17 protein-coding genes and 1 pseudogene are annotated in these 18,917 nt (G+C 62.2%); 8 read left to right on the top strand and 10 right to left on the bottom strand.

What is annotated here, in order from left to right; genetic code table 11:
* Nucleotides 1-5: 5 nt before the first annotated feature.
* Entirely contained in the window at nucleotides 6-815 is an 810-nt protein-coding gene (locus tag BLS41_RS24600) for an alpha-amylase family protein (protein WP_143026358.1), read from the top strand.
* Here BLS41_RS24600 and BLS41_RS24595 read toward each other — a convergent pair.
* A complete protein-coding gene (locus tag BLS41_RS24595) occupies nucleotides 796-1,830 on the bottom strand; it encodes an SGNH/GDSL hydrolase family protein (RefSeq protein ID WP_074769557.1) in 1,035 nt (344 codons plus the stop codon). The genes BLS41_RS24600 and BLS41_RS24595 overlap by 20 nt on opposite strands.
* 385 nt (nucleotides 1,831-2,215) lie before the next feature.
* Here BLS41_RS24595 and BLS41_RS24590 point away from each other — a divergent pair, with 385 nt between their 5' ends.
* Both BLS41_RS24590 and BLS41_RS24585 read left to right on the top strand, forming a co-directional pair.
* Entirely contained in the window at nucleotides 2,216-2,947 is a 732-nt protein-coding gene (locus BLS41_RS24590) for an AzlC family ABC transporter permease (protein ID WP_074769555.1), read from the top strand.
* Nucleotides 2,940-3,239 carry an AzlD family protein gene (locus BLS41_RS24585; RefSeq protein ID WP_074769553.1) on the top strand — a complete coding sequence of 100 codons (300 nt, stop codon included), beginning with the start codon at nucleotides 2,940-2,942 and terminating at the stop codon, nucleotides 3,237-3,239. Before BLS41_RS24590 ends, BLS41_RS24585 begins: the two co-directional genes overlap by 8 nt.
* A 41-nt stretch (nucleotides 3,240-3,280) precedes the next feature.
* Here the strand turns inward: BLS41_RS24585 and BLS41_RS24580 are convergent, their stop codons facing one another.
* Nucleotides 3,281-4,207, bottom strand: coding sequence for a LysR family transcriptional regulator (locus BLS41_RS24580; RefSeq protein ID WP_074769551.1), 927 nt, complete (start codon nucleotides 4,205-4,207; stop codon nucleotides 3,281-3,283).
* Nucleotides 4,208-4,309: 102 nt separating this feature from the next.
* Between BLS41_RS24580 and BLS41_RS24575 the strand changes: the two genes are divergently transcribed.
* Entirely contained in the window at nucleotides 4,310-5,731 is a 1,422-nt protein-coding gene (locus tag BLS41_RS24575) for an aldehyde dehydrogenase family protein (protein ID WP_074769549.1), read from the top strand.
* Between the two features lie 16 nt (nucleotides 5,732-5,747).
* Here BLS41_RS24575 and BLS41_RS24570 read toward each other — a convergent pair whose 3' ends face one another.
* The 6 genes and pseudogenes from BLS41_RS24570 to BLS41_RS24545 form a co-directional block, all read right to left on the bottom strand.
* Nucleotides 5,748-6,047: an RNA-binding protein gene (locus BLS41_RS24570; RefSeq protein WP_074769547.1), complete on the bottom strand. Its 300-nt coding sequence runs from the start codon at nucleotides 6,045-6,047 to the stop codon at nucleotides 5,748-5,750.
* A gap of 25 nt (nucleotides 6,048-6,072) precedes the next feature.
* A complete protein-coding gene (fabI, locus tag BLS41_RS24565; protein ID WP_074769545.1) occupies nucleotides 6,073-6,855 on the bottom strand; it encodes an enoyl-ACP reductase FabI in 783 nt (260 codons plus the stop codon).
* A 2-nt stretch (nucleotides 6,856-6,857) separates the two neighbouring features.
* Nucleotides 6,858-8,036, bottom strand: a complete 1,179-nt coding sequence (locus tag BLS41_RS24560; RefSeq protein WP_074769543.1) for an acetate/propionate family kinase — start codon at nucleotides 8,034-8,036, stop codon at nucleotides 6,858-6,860.
* A gap of 13 nt (nucleotides 8,037-8,049) precedes the next feature.
* Nucleotides 8,050-9,027: pseudogene (locus BLS41_RS24555) on the bottom strand (phosphate acetyltransferase); the annotation flags it as partial.
* A 39-nt stretch (nucleotides 9,028-9,066) separates the two neighbouring features.
* A complete protein-coding gene (locus BLS41_RS24550) occupies nucleotides 9,067-11,355 on the bottom strand; it encodes a DUF3141 domain-containing protein (RefSeq protein ID WP_074769539.1) in 2,289 nt (762 codons plus the stop codon).
* A 362-nt stretch (nucleotides 11,356-11,717) separates the two neighbouring features.
* A complete protein-coding gene (locus tag BLS41_RS24545) occupies nucleotides 11,718-12,263 on the bottom strand; it encodes a thioesterase family protein (RefSeq protein WP_074769537.1) in 546 nt (181 codons plus the stop codon).
* A gap of 440 nt (nucleotides 12,264-12,703) precedes the next feature.
* On the opposite strand from BLS41_RS24545, the gene BLS41_RS24540 reads away from it, so the two are divergent.
* Nucleotides 12,704-13,813 carry an aromatic ring-hydroxylating dioxygenase subunit alpha gene (locus tag BLS41_RS24540; protein WP_074769535.1) on the top strand — a complete coding sequence of 370 codons (1,110 nt, stop codon included), beginning with the start codon at nucleotides 12,704-12,706 and terminating at the stop codon, nucleotides 13,811-13,813.
* 111 nt (nucleotides 13,814-13,924) lie between these two features.
* Here the strand turns inward: BLS41_RS24540 and BLS41_RS24535 are convergent, their stop codons facing one another.
* Nucleotides 13,925-14,620 carry a P-loop NTPase family protein gene (locus BLS41_RS24535; protein WP_074769533.1) on the bottom strand — a complete coding sequence of 232 codons (696 nt, stop codon included), beginning with the start codon at nucleotides 14,618-14,620 and terminating at the stop codon, nucleotides 13,925-13,927.
* Between the two features lie 687 nt (nucleotides 14,621-15,307).
* Here BLS41_RS24535 and BLS41_RS24530 point away from each other — a divergent pair.
* Complete coding sequence (locus BLS41_RS24530) at nucleotides 15,308-15,952, top strand: hypothetical protein (protein ID WP_253189755.1); 645 nt, start codon at nucleotides 15,308-15,310, stop codon at nucleotides 15,950-15,952.
* Nucleotides 15,953-16,122: 170 nt separating this feature from the next.
* Here the strand turns inward: BLS41_RS24530 and BLS41_RS24525 are convergent, their stop codons facing one another.
* Nucleotides 16,123-16,800: a DJ-1/PfpI family protein gene (locus BLS41_RS24525; RefSeq protein WP_074769529.1), complete on the bottom strand. Its 678-nt coding sequence runs from the start codon at nucleotides 16,798-16,800 to the stop codon at nucleotides 16,123-16,125.
* 177 nt (nucleotides 16,801-16,977) lie between these two features.
* Between BLS41_RS24525 and BLS41_RS24520 the strand changes: the two genes are divergently transcribed.
* Nucleotides 16,978-17,946, top strand: a complete 969-nt coding sequence (locus BLS41_RS24520) for a GlxA family transcriptional regulator (RefSeq protein WP_074769527.1) — start codon at nucleotides 16,978-16,980, stop codon at nucleotides 17,944-17,946.
* A 254-nt stretch (nucleotides 17,947-18,200) separates the two neighbouring features.
* Entirely contained in the window at nucleotides 18,201-18,905 is a 705-nt protein-coding gene (locus BLS41_RS24515; protein ID WP_253189754.1) for a hypothetical protein, read from the top strand.
* Nucleotides 18,906-18,917: the final 12 nt, after the last annotated feature.

Genomic DNA, 18,917 nt, shown 5'->3' with positions numbered 1-18,917 from the left:
CATGCATGCCGTTGGCGCATGCAGAACCCAAAACGCCTTTGGTGGACGGAATCATCTGGCAGCCCGATAACGCGCACGCCGATCCGCATGGCGACTGGGCGCATCTCGGCGCGCACGAGTTGCTCGTGCAATGGACGGCGGTGGACGGTGTTGCTTTCGTGACGGGTTCCGGGCTGCCCGACGCGCCGCATCAGCCGGACTGGCGGCGCATCGCGGGTGAGTCATGGGCGCGCGATGTGATCGTCGGGTTGGCGGGTCGGTTCAGCGAGCAGGCCGCGCGCGGCACGATTCCCGAGCTTCTATCCGAGTCGTTGCGGGTCGCTGCTGCCAGGCCGCCGGTGCACATCACAGGCTGGTATTTCCCGGTCGAAGTCGACCCGACGTGGACCAACGCGCGCGAGTTGCGCGCGGTCCTCGACCGGTTGCCGCGTCCGCTGTGGATCAGTGTTTATGACCGCGCGAATATCGGCGGCGCGACGCTGGCGAAATGGCTGGACACCTGGTTGCCGAAAGATGTCGGCGTGTTCCTGCAGGACGGCGTCGGCGAATATGCGCGCGAGCCGCGCGTCGCGCGACAGTATGCCGACGCGTTGTCCGCGACGCTCGGCAGCAAGCGGGTACGGGTGATCGCCGAAGCGTTCCGGCCGCAACCGGGCGGTGGGTTCCGGGCCGCGACGGCGGATGAAATCGCGACCCAGCTGGCGGCCTACGGCGGCTATCGGGTTTATCTGTTCGACGGGCCGCACTATGTTTCCGACCAGACCGTGCAAGGTCTGGTCGATGCCGCCGCGAAGCTCAGTGTCCCAGTCCGCTAGCCGCGATCTGCTGCTCCACGTATTGCGCAAAAAGCGCATGCACATGCGTCGTCGGATGCAGGTCGTCGGCGAACATATAGGTCTGGTCCGCGTTGGCGGTCGTGTAGGTCGCGGGCGAGCAGAGCAGGGATGTATCGTCGGGCGTCTTGTTCGGATCGCAGGCCATCGCGGTGTTCGATACCGTGAATCCGTTCGCCTGGAAATTGGAGATGATCCCGTTCAGCCACGTGTACGCATCGACCTGAATCACCTTGCTTTGCACGCCGTCGGTCTGCAACGCGGCGTTCAGGGTCGTGTTGAAGAGTTGCGATAGCTGGGTCAGATTGGCGCCGCCATCGGATGAAGCCAGCCCCTTCGGCGACAGCCCGATATTCGGCAGATTGACCACCACCACATGCGTGGCGCCGGCCTGAACGATCTGCTGGACGAGCTGCGCGAGCGCGGTCGCCGCCGTTTCCACGACCGGCCCGGCGGTGGGCGGCAAACCGGCGCGCAGCACGTCGTTCGCGCCGGCCCAAACGAGCACCAGCTGACCGGAGTTGAAACTCCCATGCGCGCTCAGATAGCTCGACACCTGCTGGTTGACGGGTATCTCGATGTTGCCGATTACATCGGTCAGGAAGTCGTATTGATCCGCTGGCGTGGCTATCGTCGAGCCGCCTTCCGCGTAACCGAAGCCGCCTTGAGCGCTGAGTTTGTGGGTGATGTCGATCGTGTACGCGGCGCTTAGCGTGTCGCCGTAGTATTGCGCGACGTTCTGCGACCACACCTGCCCGGGATTGGTCGTGAAGCGCCCGCCGCCCAGCGCGCTGGCGAGCGGCGCGTAGGTGCCGACGTCCGACAGACTGTCGCCGAAAGAAACCACCTGCAGCTTCACGCCGCCCGCCGGAGTGGCTGTGGTGCTGCCTGAACCGTTACTGGATGAATCGTCTCCGTGTCCGCCGCCGCACGCGGACAGCAGCGAGATTGCGACGGAAAATATTGCAGCACGTACTGTGTCATTTATTGCACGCATGGCTATTCCTCGTTGGCCGCCGGGGGAGCTATGACCGCGTTGCGGCCCGATTCTGGATGTCGTGCTCCCGGTAAGGGTTACGTCCAAGCAAAAAACGTGCACCGACGCGGGGCTTCGCTGAATAACCGCAAGAATGTACAAGTCCGGCGCACCGCGTTCGGCTACCCTCCCGGGTCGCGCTCACGCCGCGCATGGAGCTGCTACGCCGTGAGATTCGCGCAGCCGCTGGAACGCCATCGCTTATCCCCGCAAGTTTCGATCAATGGTGTCGCGTTCATGGGTTCGCGACGCTTTGCCATTGCTGTCAGCAAGGCCCAAGGCAGGCCGGTTAATCCGCGTGAAATCTGTTTTTGCAGCAAATGTTTGACGTAAAAGGAAGTGTGTTATGAGTAGTGTGTATTCGCCGACGGTGGCGGCGCAGCAGCCGTCACGCGGCGCGGAAGTCGCGCGCGGCATGCGGGCCGCGTTGCCCGTCATGGTGGGTTTCGTTCCGTTCGCGCTGGTGCTCGGCGCGCAAGCCGCACAAAAAGGCCTCAGCGCGCTCGAGGTGCCGCTGATGACCGGCCTCAACTTCGCAGGCGGTTCCGAGTTCACGGCCGTCCGCTTGTGGACCTCGCCTCCGCACATTGCGCTGATCGTCGCGATGTCGCTGCTCGTGAATGCGCGGCATATTCTGATGGGGGCAGCACTCGCACCGCGCATGCGCCATCTGCCGTTGCCGAAGGCGCTCGCCGCGCTGTTCCTGATGTGCGACGAAAGCTGGGCGCTGACACTCGCCGATGCCAATGCACGCAAAACCGAGCAGATCAGCGTCGGTTACTACATGGGCGTCGCGATCAACCTGTGGATGACCTGGGTCGCGTTCACCGCGCTGGGCGCAATCCTCGGGCCGGTTTTGGGCGACATCGAACGATACGGCTTCGACATGGCCTTCACGGCGGTATTCCTGGTTCTTCTGAAAGGCATGTGGAAGGGCGCGAAGGCGTGCAGCCCGTGGCTGGTCAGTCTGGTCGCCGCCGCGCTCACGTACCGGCTGGTGCCGGGCGCGTGGTATGTCGCGGCCGGAACCTGCGCAGGCCTCGTCGCGGCGGTCGCGCTGGAGAAGCGCGATGCCTGATCTCGCGATTCTGACCACCATCGTGTTGATGGCCGCATCCACGTACGCAACGCGAATTATCGGCTACGTGGCGCTGCGCGACCGCACGCTCAGTCCGCGTATGCGCGCGGTCATGGAGAACGTGCCGGGCTGCGTGCTGATCTCGGTGATCGCGCCGGCATTCGTGTCGCGCGATCCGGCGGACCTGATCGCGCTTGCGGTGACGTTGTTTGCGGCCAGCCGGTTTTCGCTGCTGCCGACGGTGGTGATCGGCGTGGTGGCGACGGGTTTGCTGCGTCATCTGATGGGATGACAGCCTGCGCTGTAGCGGTCGATTCTCCGGAAATCTGATTTTCAACGTGCACGGCGAGCGCCGCGACGCGGTCGCCGCGCATCCGCCTGTTCGCGGATCAGGTCGATCAACGCGCGCAATCCGGCCGGCATGTGACGGCGGCCCGGATAGTACAGACACAGGCCGTCCAGCGGCGGCGTCCATCCTTCCAGCACGCGGATCAGCGTGCCCTCCTGCAAATCCGCGGCGACGTTCCACTCGCTCATATACGCGAGACCGACGCCCGCCCGCGCGGCCTGCAGCATCAGCCCCGGCTCGTCGAGCGTCAGCGGGCCTTTTGCGTCGACGCGCAACGCCTCGCCGTGCCGCTCGAATTCCCATTGATAGATCGAACCGCTCGGCATCCGCATGCGGATGCATTGATGCGCGAGGAGGTCGGCGGGCGTGCGCGGCGGCTTGTGCCGCTTGAAATAGTCCGGGCTGCCGACCACGGCGAAGCGTTGCGTGTCGCCGAACGGCACCGCGATCATGTCTTGCGGCACGGTATCGGCGAGACGGATGCCCGCGTCGAAGCCGTCGGCGACGATATCGATCAGCTTGCCTTCGGTCACGATATCGAGCTTCATCTCCGGATACCGCTTGATGTAGTCGATAAACAGCGCCATCACCTGTTTCGCCGCGCCTGCCGACGTATTGATGCGCAGCACGCCCGACACCGTGTCGCGAAAGCTGCCCGCCATGTCGAGTGCATCGCGGATGGTGGAAAGCGCGGGCGCCACACTGTCGACGAACTGCGTGCCCGCCTCCGACAACGACACGCTGCGCGTGGTGCGATTGAAAAGCCGCACGCCGATGCGCGACTCCAGCGCGGCCACCGAGTGACTGAGCGCGGACGTGGAAACGCCCAGCTCGCTCGCCGCCGCACGAAAGTTGCGATGCCGCGCGACGGCCAGCACCGCTTCGAGTTCACCCAGGCCTGACGTTTTCATTGTCCTAAATTCCTCAACGTTACATGAACGATTGTACGGCTAGTCAGCGCAATGAAGCGGGTCTATTGTGTGTGGCATCCAGAACGTTTTCCGGGAGCAGTCATGCAGATCATCGACAGGATTTATATCGACGGCGAGTTCGTCAAACCGCACGGCGACGAGTATTTCGACCTTTTCAATCCGGCGACCGAGCAGGTGATAGGCCGTGTGCTGCTCGCCGACGCGCAAGACGCACGCGACGCCATCGCCGCCGCGAAGCGCGCGTTTGCGGCCTTTTCGCGCACCGGCAAGAGCGAGCGGATCGACATGCTGAAGCGTCTGCATGCGGCCGTCGTCGCGAGAGAGGATGAGTTGTACGAGGCCATTACCGAGGAGTACGGCGCGCCGGTTTCGCGCGGCCGATGGATGGCCCGCCACGCGAGCGACGTGCTGGCGGGCGCGGCAAAAGTGCTGGAAGACTATCCATTCACGCGCCGCGCGGGCATGGCGGATGTGGTGATGCAGCCGCTCGGCGTGGCCGGACTGATTACGCCGTGGAATAGCGACGCGGGTTTTATCTGCGGCAAGCTGGCTGCTGCGTTGGCCGCGGGTTGCACGGCCGTGATCAAGCCGAGCGAGATGAGCGCGATTCAGACTCGCGTCATTACCGAAGCGTTGCACGAAGCGGGTCTGCCGCCGGGCGTTTTCAATATCGTCACGGGTCGCGGCGACACGGTGGGGGCCGAGATCAGTTCGCATCGCGATGTTGCGAAGCTGTCGTTCACCGGGTCGACGGCGGTCGGCAAGACGATTCTGCGCACGGCGGCCAGCACGTTGAAGCGCGTCACGCTCGAACTGGGCGGCAAGTCGCCGGTCGTCGTGCTGGACGACGCAAATTTTGAAGAAGTGGTTCCGCTGGTGATTCAGGCGGGCTTCATGAATAGCGGACAGGCGTGCATTGCGGGTACCCGCATTCTCGTTCCGCAAAACCGGCTCGCGGAATTCGAATCGCGCCTTCGTGACGAAGTGGCGCGCACGCATTCGGGCGATCCACGCGATCCGCAAACCAGCATTGGCCCCATGGTCAGTCAGAAACAGTGGGAGCGGGTGCAGCGCTATATCCGCATCGGCATCGATGAAGGCGCACGTCTGATCGCGGGCGGCGAAGGACGGCCCGACGGTTTGCAGACTGGTTGGTTCGTCCGTCCCACCGTTTTCAGCGACGTGCGCAACGACATGACGATTGCCCGCGAAGAAATCTTCGGACCTGTGCTGTCGATCCTCACGTACCGCGATATCGAAGAAGCAATCTCGATTGCCAACGACACCGACTACGGCCTGCAGGCGTACGTGTTTTCCGCCGATACGAAGCGTGCTCGCGAAGTCGCATCGCGGATCGAAGCGGGCCGGGTTCTCGTCAACACGCTCGCGCATGAACCGGCTGCGCCGTTTGGCGGCTTCAAGCAGTCGGGCATCGGTCGCGAATATGGCACATATGGACTGGAGGCGTTTCTCGAGCCGAAGGCGGTGATTGCGGCGGCATGAACGTGCTGCGTTGCCGCTAACCCGGCAACGCCGTACGCGTCATCCGCTTCGCCTCGGCCGCATTGCTGACGTCCCAGAACGAAAGAATCTGCACGCCGAGGCGGCAGCGATGCCAGTACATGCCATGCAGACGCTGGCGAATATTGTTCAGCGCCATCCACGTGGCGCCTTCGATCTCGACCAGCGCGGCGGGATGATCGTCGCTTTCGCCGATCAATTGAATCTCGTGACACGCAGCGTGCGAATAGCGGAATATCAATTCACGTAATTCGTCGGCCGTGACGTCGTGGGGCAGTCCGCTAACCAGCAACTTCATGACGGTACTCGCAGGGAAAATGGCGTTAGCCGTTCATGATGCTGACGCCGCCGTCGACGAAGATCGTGTTGCCAGTCATCCGCCGCGCGTAGGGTGTCGCGAGAAAGGCGCAGGTGTAGCCCACATCCATGATGTCGACGAGTTCACCGATCGGTGCAAGCTCGGCCGCTTCGGTGAGCAGAAGATCGAAGTCTTTCAGGCCCGACGCGGCCCGCGTTTTCAGCGGACCCGGAGAAATGGGATGGACGCGAATGCGCTGCGGCCCGAGTTCGTGCGCGAGATAACGGCACGATGCTTCGAGCGCGGCCTTGACCGGGCCCATCAGATCGTAATTCGGCACGACGCGCGTCGCGCCGAGATAGCTCATCGCGAAAAGCGAGCCGCCTTCGTCCATCAACGGCGCGGCGAGCCGAGCCATGCGGATGAACGAGTGGCACGAGATATCCATTGCCTGCGCAAATCCCTGCGCGGAACTGTTCAGCAGGCCGCCTTGCAGATCGTCCTTCGGCGCGAAAGCAATCGAATGAATGCCGACGTCGAGCCGTCCCCATGTCGCGCGAATCGTTTCGAACACCTCTTCCAGTTCGCCGGCTTTCGATACGTCCAGCGGCAGAAAAATCGATGCGCCCAGTTCCTGCGCGAGCGGTTCGACGTAGGTCTTCGCCTTGTCGTTCAGATACGTGATCGCGAGTTCCGCGCCAAGTTCGCGGAACGCTTTCGCACATCCATACGCAATCGAGTGCTCGTTCGCGATGCCGACGATCAGCACCTTGCGTCCCGTGAAAGGCTGTGCAGAGAGCTTGTCCATGCTTACTCCTCCAGTCGGTGCAACGCGTGTCGCGCGATCATCAATTCTTCGTTGGTCGGGATGACCCACACATCGACAGCGCTTTGCGGGTCGCTGATAAGCGGGCCGTGTTTCGCGTTCGCCTGCGGGTCGAGCAACACGCCGAGCCATGCCGCCGCGCGGCACACGCGCTCCCGCACCGGTGCCGCATATTCGCCGATGCCCGCCGTGAAGACGATCGCGTCGAGACCGCCGAGCGCGGCCGCGAGCGAGCCGAGTTCGCGCGAGATGCGATAGCAGAACAGATCGACGGCTTCGGCGGCGGCGGGCACGTCGCTCGCGAGCAGCGTGCGCATGTCGCTCGATACGCCCGAGACGCCTAGCAGACCCGAGCGCTTGTACAACAGCGCTTCGATCGCGCGCGCGTCCATGTGCGCTTCTTCCATCATCCACAGCACGACGCCGGGGTCGAGGCTGCCCGAACGCGTGCCCATTACGAGTCCTTCGACGGCGGTGAAGCCCATCGTGCTGGTGACGCTTTTACCGTGATTGAGCGCGGTCATGCTCGCGCCGTTGCCGAGATGCAGCACCACCGTTTTGCCGTACGCGGCACGCTCGTCGTATTGCGGCAGAACGCTCGCGATGTACTCGTACGACAGACCATGAAAGCCGTAACGCCGCACGCCGCGTTGCGTGATGTCGGGCGGCAGCGCAAAACGCGTGGCAAGCGCCGGTTGCGTGTGATGGAAGGCGGTATCGAAGCAGGCAATTTGCGGCAGCTGCGGATTGCGCGAGCGGATCGAACGGATTGCCGCGAGGTTGTGCGGTTGATGCAGCGGCGCGAGCGGCACGAGCGATTCGAGTTGCGCGAGCACTTCGTCATCGACACGCACAGGTTCGGAATAACGTTCGCCGCCGTGTACCACGCGATGGCCGACCGCGAGCAAGGTCGCGTCGCCCGCGTGTCCGCGCAACCAGTCGAGCAGGAACGCGATGGCGTTGTCGTGGCCGAGACGCTCGCCCTCCGGCCAGCGCTTTTCGTCGACGATTTCGCCGTCCTGGCGTTTCACCTGAAAGCGGGGATTGCTGTAAATCTCTTCGAGCTTGCCACCGGCAATTGGATCGAGCACGCCGCCGTTCACCGAGAATGCGTGAAATTTGATGCTGGACGAACCCGCATTGATGACCAGAATGACGTCCATGCGAGCGCCCCTCTCAGACGATGACGGAAGAAAGGTTCTCGCGCCGCGCCAGCGCAACGAGCGACGCGACCGCGCACGACGCGAGCCTCGTCATCACCGAATCCGCGCGGCTGGTGAGGATGATGGGAACCCTCGCGCCCAGTACGATGCCCGCAGCATCCGCGCCCGCCAGAAACGACAGGCTCTTGGCGAGCAGGTTGCCCGCTTCGAGGTCCGGCACGACCAGCACGTTGGCGTGCCCGGCGACCGGCGAGCGGATGCCCTTGGTTTTCGCGGCTTCTTCGCTGATCGCGTTGTCGAGCGCGAGCGGGCCGTCGAGAATGCCGCCGGTAATCTGCTGGCGGTCGGCCATCTTGCACAGCGCGGCGGCATCGAGCGTGGAGGGCACTTTCGAATTGATGGTTTCCATCGCCGACAGAATCGCAACCCGCGCAGCCGGAAAACGCAATGCGTGAGCCAGGTCGATCGCGTTCTGCACGATGTCACGTTTTTCGTCGAGCGTCGGCGAGATGTTCACGGCTGCGTCGGTGATGATCAGCGGGTCTTCGTGTCCTGGTACGTCCATCACGAAGCAGTGGCTGACGCGCCGTTCGGTACGCAAACCCGTGCCGCGCGCGACCACGGCGGCCATCAGTTCGTCCGTGTGCAGCGAGCCTTTCATCAGCGCCTGCGCGCTGCCTTCATGCACGAGTTGCACCGCCATGTCGGCGGCCGCGTGACTGTGCGCTACGTCGACGATGGGCAGATCGCCCAGATCGAGATTGCCTTCGCGGGCGGCCGCTTCCAGCTTCGCGCGCGGCGCAACGAGGATCGGCGCGATCAGATGAAGTTGGGCGGCTTCGATGACCGAAGACAACGAATCGTGATCGCACGGATGCGCGACGGCGGTCGGCAGCGGCGGTAGCGTTTTGGCGAAGGCGATCAGGCGTTCGTACTTCTCGCGTTTGTGTTCCATGTGCTGGGCCCTGGATTGGCGTGTCGATAACGGAACGGTTCGAACCGCTCGAACCGTTCAACCTGCCCGAACGATTCAGACTTTCTGACGCACCTTGTCAGGCGGCGCTTTTTTTGTCTTTGACGCAGATTCAAAAATGGTCAGCACGCGAGCCAGATCGGCGCGCTCGTTGTCGTCGAGCGGTAACGTGGTGCTGAGTTTGTCGATGTGACGTGCAGCCTGATGGATTTCGGCAGGCGCTGTGCCCGCGAGCATGCCGGGCAGCGCGTCAAGCGCGGCGTCGGCATCGAGGCGCAGCAGTTCGGCCTGTTCGCGAATCACCTGTTTGAACGAAAGAACGCCTTGATCGGACAGGGTGCCGAGCATGGCGCGCGCCTGGTTGAAGCGGCGCTCGTCGGCGACTCCATGCGTTCTGCGCACGAAAAGTAGCGCACGTATGCTTGCTTCGACGAGTCCGCCTTTCGACATGGTCTCGCGCAGCCGCTGCTGTTCAATGGCAACCGGTACGTGTCGCGCGTTGACGTCGTGTGATGGCGCGTGCGCGCTGCCGTGCTGCGGAGCGAGGCCCGCGAGCGCCTGGAGCCATGGCGATCCGTAGACCGTTTCGAAAATCTGTTCGACCGCGGCGTCGCGCGCGTCGCGATACAGGTTCAGGGATGTGACGATCGAATCCGACACCGCATTCTGCATCTGCCAGAACGGGTTATCGACGGCGGCGGGTTCGCGCGTTTCCTTGACGCGTTCAGCGGCCTGCGCAACGCCCGAGGCCAGCGGATGACGATCCGACCACGCTTCATACGGCACCCGCAGCGGATGCAGGCGGCTCGCCAGCTCCGCGCCCCACGGTGTCCCGCACAAACGCACCCACGGCTGGACGAAGCCGCGATACAGGCCGAGATTCAGATTCGACACATAAGCGGCGGTGGCGAAGCGTCGATCGCTTTCGTCGTCCGGCTGCACGATCGCGCGCACGTCTTCGATGCTGCGCGGTGAAATCGACAGTACATGATCGCCTTCGACCAGTTCCGCGTGCGGCGTCGCCTCGGTTTTCGCGCCCATTTGCGCTTCATACAGGCCGGATGGAAGCAGGTCGATAAGATCGATGTTGCTGACGAATTCGCGATGCTCCTTGCGCCCGGTGCTGCTCGACACGAAGATGCCGAGATGGCCGATATTGTCGTGCGTCGCGTAGACGATGGTCTGCTTGTGTCCGAACAGTTCGGCGTCGTCGTGATACAGGTCCGTGATCCAGCCAAGCGCCTGCGGTGGCGGCGTGATGTTGTCGCCATACGAACAGAACACCACGATCGGCGAGCGGATATTGCGCAGATCGAGGCGCACCCCGTCAGATAGCACGATGTCGCCGCCTGAAAGCCGGTTGCCGACAAACAGGTTGTCGACGATGTACTGCATTTCCACCGCGTTCAGAAACACGTGGCCGCCCCAGTACTTTTCGAAGCCCAGATAGCGGGGCGCTTCCGTGTCGATTCTGGCGTACAGGTTGTAGTTCTTTTGCCAGAGCGTATTCGCCGGATTGAGGTTCTCGAAGTTCTGCACGAGCCACGCGCCGTCGAAGCGGCCGCCGCCGAGATCGCCGGTCAGCGCGGTGAGCCACGAACCGCCGAGCATGCCGCCGGAATAGCGCATCGGATTCTTGCCGCGCCAGCCGGCCCAGTAAGAAACCGGAGCGCCCGCGACGATGATCGGCCCGAACAGGTCCGGGCGCATCGCGGCGGTCATCAGGATCTGCCAGCCTGCCTGGCAATTGCCGATCACGGCAGGCTTGCCGGGGCTACCCGGATGCAGCTCGATCACTTTCTCGAGAAACGCGGCTTCGGCGCGCATCACGTCCTCGACGGTCTGACCGGGAACGGGATTGGGAAGAAAGCCGACGAAATAGCACGGATGCCCCGCGCGCAATGCAGCGCCGATTTCGCTGTCACGCTTGAAGCCGCCGATTCCCGGGCCGTGTCCCGCGCGCGGATCGAACACGACAAAGGGCCGCAGACGTCCGGGATCGTGCTCCTCGACCGGATCGTGATGGGCTTGCAGATCGGCGGGGGCGACGATGCGCACGAGTCCGTAGTTGACCGGGCGCGGCAACGTGCGTCCGTCGACGATTAATTCGACGCTGAAATCGAGCACATTGGGCGTGCGTTCGTTCAGATGCGTTTCGTACTGGTTGCCGCGCTCGCGCATCACGTCGGCGAACAGCACGGAGCGTTGCCACGCGTCGATCGCGTAGTCGGCGGCGGCGTGCGCGAAAGCCGTGAACGGCGGGAATGCGTACGGCGAAGCGATGGCGGGATGAGCGGATGCGTCAGGCGTATCGGGTGTATCGAGTGGCTGATTGGAGTCGTGCATGCCGCTTTAACCTCCTCGAAGAGTCGGCGCTACTGCGTGGCTGCTCAGGTGTGGCCGATGCTGCGGGGCCGCTTCTGCGCGGCAGTAGGACCGGATTACGGGCCTGGCATGAAAACACGCGGATGTCGCCCATGATCGGCAAAAGCCAGGGCAAAGCAATGACATGCGTGCAGCTGCGCCGACTAGTTGTCACGCGGCCCGGCCCGTGGTTTTAAACGGTCATGTGCCGCGTGTTGCACTGCGTCATCTTACGGAGTCTAGGCGGTGACAATTGATCTGGCAAACCGGAATTCGAGGAGATTTGACGGCGCGCATAAACGATTGAAACGGACGGGTGCGGCTGACATTTTTTAGCCGATCGTTTACTGTTTTGGCGAAGACGCCGGCTGGAACGCCATGCCGCCTTCCGCGTCGCTCCAACGGGCGACCCATTCGGGCAATACCGGCGATGGCTGTGATACATCCGCGAGTTGCATCAATTCGGCGGTCGTCACGATACCGCCGCTGCGCTTCAGAAATCGTGCACGCACGACGGCCAGTGCAATTTCGACGTTATCGCGGACGAATCCCTGCTCGATGAAGATATGTTTTTCGTCCCAGCCGATAACACGGGTACGCACGTCGTAACGATTGCCGAGTTCTAGCGAGCGGTGAAATCGAATTGTTTCCAGCGTGACCACCGGATACCAGCGTTGCGTGTTCAATTGCCGCCACAGGCCGCTGCGCATCATCAGATCGACGCGCGCCAGATCGAGGATCGTCAGATAGCGGCCGTTGTTCATGTGGAGCAAAACGTCGAGGTCGTTTAGCCAGACGCGAAACGGGGTGATGCAGGTGTCGAGCACGTTCAACCGGCTACGGCGACGGCTGGTGAAAATCAGAAGCAATAGACGAAACAGAAGACTCATGCGAAAGCCCGATCATGGAGTGCGCCGCAAGCGGCAAGGAAAACGTGCATGGTAGTCGGGCCGATGCGCTTTGGGAGGTGGAGGGCCGGGCAAATCTATAGAGCGCTCCTTCGAATTGAGAGGAGCGAATTGCTTACACGTCCCCGCAAAAATGCGGGCTTGCGAGTGATTCAGGTACATTGGCTGTCGTCGAGCGGGTTCGTCGATAGCCGCACGCACTCTCGCGGAATACGGCTGCCTGTCGACGCGTACGCCGTGGTCGCATGCCTTCGTAGATGCGGCACGCGGCGCGAGTTTTCGCGTCGCCCTGGTAAATGAAGGCGGCGCACCTGAACCAGTCATTGCCCGATTGTTCTCCGTCGAGATCGGCGTGCAGCAACTGTGCATGTGGCGCAACCCGACCACGAAGCACACCCGGGCAGTGTGCAATGCTTAACCCAATGCTAAAAAATCTCTGGTACGTCGTCGCTCCTTCTACACAACTCGGTTCCGCGCTGCTGCCGGTCAAACTGCTCGGTCAGGCGTTCGTTGCCTTTCGCGACGAACACGGCGCGGCGCGTCTGCTGTCCGATATCTGCGTGCATCGCGGCGGGTCGTTGTCGGCCGGCACGAAGGCAGCGCACACCGTGCAGTGCCCGTATCACGGCTGGCGATTTAACGGCGATGGCGTCTGCACTCAAATTCCCGCGCAACCGGACCTGCGCATTCCCGCGAAGGCGCGCGTCGATGCGTATCCGGTGGTCGAACGCTACGGCTGGATCTGGGCGTTTCTCGGCGATCTGCCGGAGGACCAGCGGCCACCGTTGCCCGCACTCGACTGGGTCGACGATCCGGCATTCCGCGTCGTGTCCGGACACTTCGACTGGGACGCCAGCTGGGATCGCGTGATCGAAAACGGGCTCGACTTCGCGCATGCGCCGTTCGTACACGGGTCGACTTTCGGCGACCCGGATCATCCGCAGATTGACGCATTCGAGGTGCGCACCGATTCCTGGAGCGGCGACGCCACGATGACGATGCGCAGACCGGTCAGGCAAGGACTGCTGCGTCGGCGGGCGACGGGAGAGACGGTGGCGGTCGAGACGCGGCCCGGTTTTCATCTGTCGGGGCCGTGCGTGACGCTCGAATTGCGGCCGCGTGATGGATGGACGATCCAGATCGTGTCGGCGCACGTCCCGGTCGGACCGAACCGGACTCGCACATGGTGGATGATGGGGCGCACGTTCATGCGTTCGGCGCTGTTCGACCGCGTGACCGTGAATCGCAATCTGCGTATCTTCCGCGAGGATCACGAGATATTGCGGCGGGTTAGACCCGAGCGCGTCCCGGACGACTGGCAACGGGAAGTGTCGGTGAAATCGGACGCGTTGCAGATTGCGTTTCGACGCCGGGTCCTCGAACTCGAAAAGCAGGGGTGCCGGATCGACGAGGCGCGGGTGGAGCGCGACTATCGCGGCCGCCTGGCCTGCGCGATTCCCGGGCCCGCGCGGCGCGAAGTCAGCGGATGGGCGATCGATGCGATTCCGGTCGTGGCGGCGCGAGAGGATTGATGTCGTTGCGGGTTCGCCCACCGGAGACGATTGTTCCAGTGGGTGAACCCGAATGGCCGCCTGCTTTGGGCCGTCGGTTCTGACGTCCGCGTGTCCGCTATGTTTCCGCCATCAAACGCCGACCTTCGCCAGCTCCCCATATACGCGATGCAGCCAGATTTTCACGCGCTGCCGGTCGAGCAACCCGAGAGCGGCCCCCGCGCCGTCCTGATGATTGACCGCCGCCCAGAAACTCGCGCTGTGCCGGTCGACCTTCTGCATCGTCGCGTCGGGCAGACGGCGTAACGTCACCACGCTCGCGCCGAGTGCTTCGGCGCGCTCGCGTTCGCCGGACGCGTCGAGGATGTCGAAGCGGTCGCCGCGAATTTCATTCAGCACGATCACCAGCTTGACGCGTCCGCCGAACTGGTCGAGCCACTGCCGCAACAGGTCCACCGAATCGCGTCCGGCGTCCATCACATGCCACCACGTCAGCGTCAGACCGTGTTCGGTGGCCAGGCCGACCGCATCCGTGTCCTCCAGCCATTGACCGAGCGCCTGCTGCGTCTGCGCGGCGAGATCGACCAGAACCCGCTGCCCGGGATTTTCCAGCGCACGTTCGATGATCGGATCGAGACTGTCGTGCCGGTCCAGCACCGCCGGAACCGTGAAGTCCGAGTAGAAGCGCAGCAACGCGCCGTGGGATCTGTCGGTGTCGAAGCCGACGAACGGAATGTTTTCGTCGATAAAGTACTGGGCCAGAATCCGGGCTACCAGTGATTTCCCTACGCCGCCTTTCTCGCCGCCAATGAAATGGATGACGCTCATCTGTACAGATCCTTTGTTGTGAAACCAGCAGGGTGGAAAGCAGAAGCTAGCAAAGAAAGGAGACAGTACTGCGACCAGGGCATCGGAAAGAAAAGAAAGGTGAGAAATAGTTGGCGGTTCTCTTCTGTCTCGCGCGGCAACGTACAGAAAAAGAGAAGCTGGAGCGTGGCCGGAAGTACTCGTTTGCGTATTCGCCTGGCGGTTTATTCCTGAAAGCACTCGCCCGGCAATCTGCTTTATACGCCGCAATTAATTTGTCAATTCTCTTAAACGAGTATTCGCAAAACCGTTGATAAAGCAATCAACGCGGCTTCGTCATCGGTTGTTTTTTCCGCTTCATCTTACGTCGGCTCGCCGGGAAGCTGACAGTGCGCTAACCGCCTCATATATATAGAAAAAAATGTGCCACGGTCAATGGAATGTGCTAGAAAATAGCTATTGCACGGCGCACGGATAATCGCCGCACGGGGCAACACAAGCGAACTTTGTTTTTTGAATTCTTAATCGGCCGCGAGGTGGATCGTGAGAATAAAAACGCTTTTAGGGTTTGGGGTAACGACGGTTGCCTCTGCGCTAACGCTACAGTGCGGCCCGGCATGGGCCGACGGTCCCGAGACGGCTTATGCCGACGAGGATGCACCCGCGGCGTCGCTCAGTCCAAACGAGTATCAGGTCAATGCGGACGGCATGAAAGAAGATCCGAACGCGAAAATGTCGGACGTGGCGCGCGCTTATCGCAATGGCTATATCAACCGCGGTAAGGAAGACCAGGCAGGCTACAACGCAATGATCGACTCGCATAACCACGGTCAGCGGCAACCTGCGAAGACGGACGTGGCCCGCGTGGATGTACCGCCGCTGCCGGCCGGCGTTCCTGAAGACGACAATTCGAAGTACACCAGTATTCCGGCACAACCTCGCCAGTACGCGCAACGCCAGGTGCCGCAACCTCCGCAGCAGCCACAGCAATATCAGCCACAGCCGCAGCCACAGTACCGGCAGGCTTATCAGGCGCAGCAATACGCTCCCGCGCCGATGCAGTATCAGCCCGCGCCTCAGTATGTTCAGGCTCAGCCGCAGCCGGTCTATGCGGATAGCCAGCCCGTGTACGTGCGGCAGGACTATGCGCCGCCGCCCGTCCAGTACGTTCCGGTCTACGGTCAGCAGCAGTACATGCAGCCGCAATACGAGGAAATGCCGGTGGTGGATGTCATGCAGCCCATGGCGCCGCCGGTTGCGTATCAGGTTTACCGGCCGCCAGTTTATGTCGCGACGCCGCGTATGTACGCGTACCGTGCGCAGCCGGTGATGAGCTACGGTATGTGGCGCTAGGGCGTGACGGGGTTACCGGATAGTCGACTGCGTAGTCGCCAGAAACAGCGGAGAAGCCGGGTCGGGCGCGTGCAATGCGCGCCCGATTCGCACTTCTTCGCTGTGTGTTTATCCGCGCTATTGATTACTCACTGATCTTTTTTTTATTCGCGCCGAGAGTGCCGGGCGCATCAGAACCCTGCGGCCACCCGCGCGACAATTTCTTCGCGCCGCGCTATCGAACCCGCAAACCGCCGGCGCACCGACTCCACGACTGCCTGCGGTGCGCTCTCCGGGCTGCCGGCATCGAACGGTGGAGCGGGCGCGTATTCGAGCAGTAGCTGAACCGCTTGCGCTTCCTGTTCGCCGATCAGTTCTTTCGCCAGCGTCAGCGCGAAATCGATTCCGGCGGTAATGCCGCCGCCTGTCACCCGGTTTCTATCGCAGACCACCCGCTCGCGCACGGCAATCGCCCCCAACGGCTCAAGCAGATGATGCGACGCCCAGTGCGTCGTCGCGCGATATCCACGCAGCAAGCCCGCCGCGCCGAGAACGAGCGAGCCGGTGCAGACCGACGTGACAAAGCGCGCGTGATCCGCCTGACGTCGCAGGAAGGCGAGTGTTTCAGCGTCCTCCATCAGATCGCCGACGCCGGCGCCGCCGGGTACGCAAATCACATCGAGTGCCGGGCAAGTGTCGAACGTGGTATTCGGGACCAAGGTGAGCCCGCTGCTGGCCTTCAGCGGCGCGAGATCTTTCCCTACGAGATGGACGGCGGTATCGGGCAGCGACGCGAATACTTCGTGTGGTCCGGTCAGATCGAGTTGCTGCACGTCGGGGAACAGAAGAAAGCCAATCTGAAGCGTCATCGCGGAACCTCGTCGGGTAAGGGTTGGTAAGGGGTGTTGAGCAGGTTGCGGTGTTCTGCCGGGGTGCCGAAACGCGGAAACAGATAGCGGTGATGGACAACCTCACTGTACCCAGTTACCGTATGGCGGGAATGACATAGAGCCCACATTTTCCGCCATCCGCCTGAACACTCGACCATGCGCGCACAGCCCCGATCGATCGACATCCTCGCTTTTCCCGACGTGCAACTGCTCGACGTCACCGGACCGCTGCAAGTGTTCGCCTCCGCGAACGAACTCTCGCGTCAGCGTGGTCTTCCTGCTCCTTACGTGCCGCGCGTGATTGCCGCGCAGTCGGAGCCGGTGGTGTCGTCCGCTGGGTTAGGACTCGCCGCGTATCCGTTGCCGTCGGCGAACGAGCGCTCGGACACGCTGATCGTCGCGGGCGGGCGAGGGGTTCACGCGGCCTCGCGGGATGCGCGCCTCATCCGCTGGGTCCAGCGACATGCCGCCAACTCGCGGCGCGTCGCGTCGGTCTGCACGGGTGCGTTTCTGCTCGCCGCAGCCGGTTTGCTCGACGGACGCCGTGTCGCCACGCACTGGGCGCACTGCAATGAACTCGGACAGCAATACCCCGCATTGCAGATCGAGCCCGATCCGATTTTCATTCAGGACGGGACGGTCTGGACTTCTGCCGGCGTCACCGCCGGTATCGATCTCGCGCTCGCGCTGGTCGAAGAAGATTCAGGCCGCGCGTTGGCACTCGACGTCGCGCGCGAACTTGTGGTCTTTCTCAAGCGGCCAGGGGGGCAGGCGCAATTCAGCACGACCTTGCTGATGCAGAAAGACGGCGATCAATTCGGAGAACTGCACGCGTGGATCGTCGAACATCTGAACAGCGATCTCTCAGTTGCCGCGCTCGCCGGGCGTATCGGAATGAGCGAGCGGAGTTTCATGCGCCACTACCGCGCGAAAACCGGCAAGACACCTGCGCGGGCAATCGAACAGATCCGCACTGAAGCCGCTTTGCGTTTGCTTAGCGAAACGTCGCTGCCGGTTAAACGCATTGCGGTACGGTGCGGATTTGGCAGTGAAGAAACCATGCGGCGCAGTTTGCTGCGGGCCGTCGCCGTTACGCCGCAGGCTTATCGGGAGCGCTTTGCGTAGAGGCGTAAAGCTTGAAGGAACGCCCAAAACAATAGAGCGCACTATTCAATTCAAATCGCCTTAACGGTATGGATTAGATAAGAAGAAAGTTAGTCGCGGTTTGTGCCGGGTGTTCCGGCCGGAACATCTGTTTGCGTTCGCTGCCGTACATTACATGCGTCTGACAAGGAATATTTTGAGGCTGATTCTCGTTCTCACCCTTTTTCGGCAACCACATAAATATGCGCTCCTTGTCAGACGCAACAGGTCAAACCGTGGCGAAAAGAATTCGAATCGACAAAGGCGTTGCACTGCAGTCTTATCACAGTGTGATTCCAGTTGAGACAATCGCCGCAATTAACGAGATGATCGACCGCTCATTCGGTAACACGCCGCAACGGACGCAGTCAGGAGAGACCGCGGCCGAGTTGATACGCCGTGGCGATGCATTTAAAAAACTGGAGGAGACAGTTTGCGCCGATGCGCGCGAAAAGGCCGCAAGAACCGGACAGATCGATTTGCCGTTAAAGCCTTTTCATGTACTCCGTTGTGCAAGCAAGGCGAGTGGAGCCGAAAGTAACAACCGTCACTACGATTCCCATTTACTGACCTTTCTTATTCCGCTGCAACTCGCGCCGGACGGTATTTCCAATGGCGATCTGGTGATGTATCGGCGTCCGCGTCTATCGGTGACAACGCCGGGCAATATGATCTGCAAGATGCGTCATGGCTTTCTGCGCAGCCTGCCGCTAACGTGCCGCAGATGGCTGACGTTGCGCGATCTGCGTGTCGGCAATTGTTCGCGCATACCCGTGCAGGTGGGCAGCGTCTACGCATTCAATGGATTCGCGATCCAGCATGGCAATCTGGATGTCGAAGTAGGGCAGCGCCGCACGCTGCTCATTCATTATTACGACCCGGGTCATTCGCTGGGATTGAGCGAAATGCTGCGCCGCGAGCGTATCCCGGCCACGCGCTGAAGATGTGCCAAC

It is taken from the genome of Paraburkholderia fungorum, assembly GCF_900099835.1.
In the GTDB taxonomy this organism is placed as follows: Bacteria; Pseudomonadota; Gammaproteobacteria; order Burkholderiales; family Burkholderiaceae; genus Paraburkholderia; species Paraburkholderia fungorum_A.
The sequence above is the reverse complement of the archived record's forward strand: the minus strand, read 5'-3'. Positions and strand labels throughout refer to the sequence as shown.

What these genes read in the sequence shown, in the direction of transcription:
- BLS41_RS24585 (WP_074769553.1), top strand. Translation starts at nt 2,940, where the DNA reads ATGCCTGATCTCGCGATTCTGACCACCATCGTGTTGATGGCCGCATCC.
- BLS41_RS24600 (WP_143026358.1), top strand. Translation starts at nt 6, where the DNA reads ATGCCGTTGGCGCATGCAGAACCCAAAACGCCTTTGGTGGACGGAATC.
- BLS41_RS24590 (WP_074769555.1), top strand. Translation starts at nt 2,216, where the DNA reads ATGAGTAGTGTGTATTCGCCGACGGTGGCGGCGCAGCAGCCGTCACGC.
- BLS41_RS24520 (WP_074769527.1), top strand. Translation starts at nt 16,978, where the DNA reads ATGCGCGCACAGCCCCGATCGATCGACATCCTCGCTTTTCCCGACGTG.
- BLS41_RS24530 (WP_253189755.1), top strand. Translation starts at nt 15,308, where the DNA reads ATGAAAGAAGATCCGAACGCGAAAATGTCGGACGTGGCGCGCGCTTAT.
- BLS41_RS24525 (WP_074769529.1), bottom strand. Translation starts at nt 16,800, where the DNA reads ATGACGCTTCAGATTGGCTTTCTTCTGTTCCCCGACGTGCAGCAACTC.
- BLS41_RS24570 (WP_074769547.1), bottom strand. Translation starts at nt 6,047, where the DNA reads ATGAAGTTGCTGGTTAGCGGACTGCCCCACGACGTCACGGCCGACGAA.
- BLS41_RS24535 (WP_074769533.1), bottom strand. Translation starts at nt 14,620, where the DNA reads ATGAGCGTCATCCATTTCATTGGCGGCGAGAAAGGCGGCGTAGGGAAA.
- BLS41_RS24575 (WP_074769549.1), top strand. Translation starts at nt 4,310, where the DNA reads ATGCAGATCATCGACAGGATTTATATCGACGGCGAGTTCGTCAAACCG.
- BLS41_RS24540 (WP_074769535.1), top strand. Translation starts at nt 12,704, where the DNA reads ATGCTAAAAAATCTCTGGTACGTCGTCGCTCCTTCTACACAACTCGGT.
- BLS41_RS24545 (WP_074769537.1), bottom strand. Translation starts at nt 12,263, where the DNA reads ATGAGTCTTCTGTTTCGTCTATTGCTTCTGATTTTCACCAGCCGTCGC.
- BLS41_RS24550 (WP_074769539.1), bottom strand. Translation starts at nt 11,355, where the DNA reads ATGCACGACTCCAATCAGCCACTCGATACACCCGATACGCCTGACGCA.
- fabI (WP_074769545.1), bottom strand. Translation starts at nt 6,855, where the DNA reads ATGGACAAGCTCTCTGCACAGCCTTTCACGGGACGCAAGGTGCTGATC.
- BLS41_RS24580 (WP_074769551.1), bottom strand. Translation starts at nt 4,207, where the DNA reads ATGAAAACGTCAGGCCTGGGTGAACTCGAAGCGGTGCTGGCCGTCGCG.
- BLS41_RS24560 (WP_074769543.1), bottom strand. Translation starts at nt 8,036, where the DNA reads ATGGACGTCATTCTGGTCATCAATGCGGGTTCGTCCAGCATCAAATTT.
- BLS41_RS24595 (WP_074769557.1), bottom strand. Translation starts at nt 1,830, where the DNA reads ATGCGTGCAATAAATGACACAGTACGTGCTGCAATATTTTCCGTCGCA.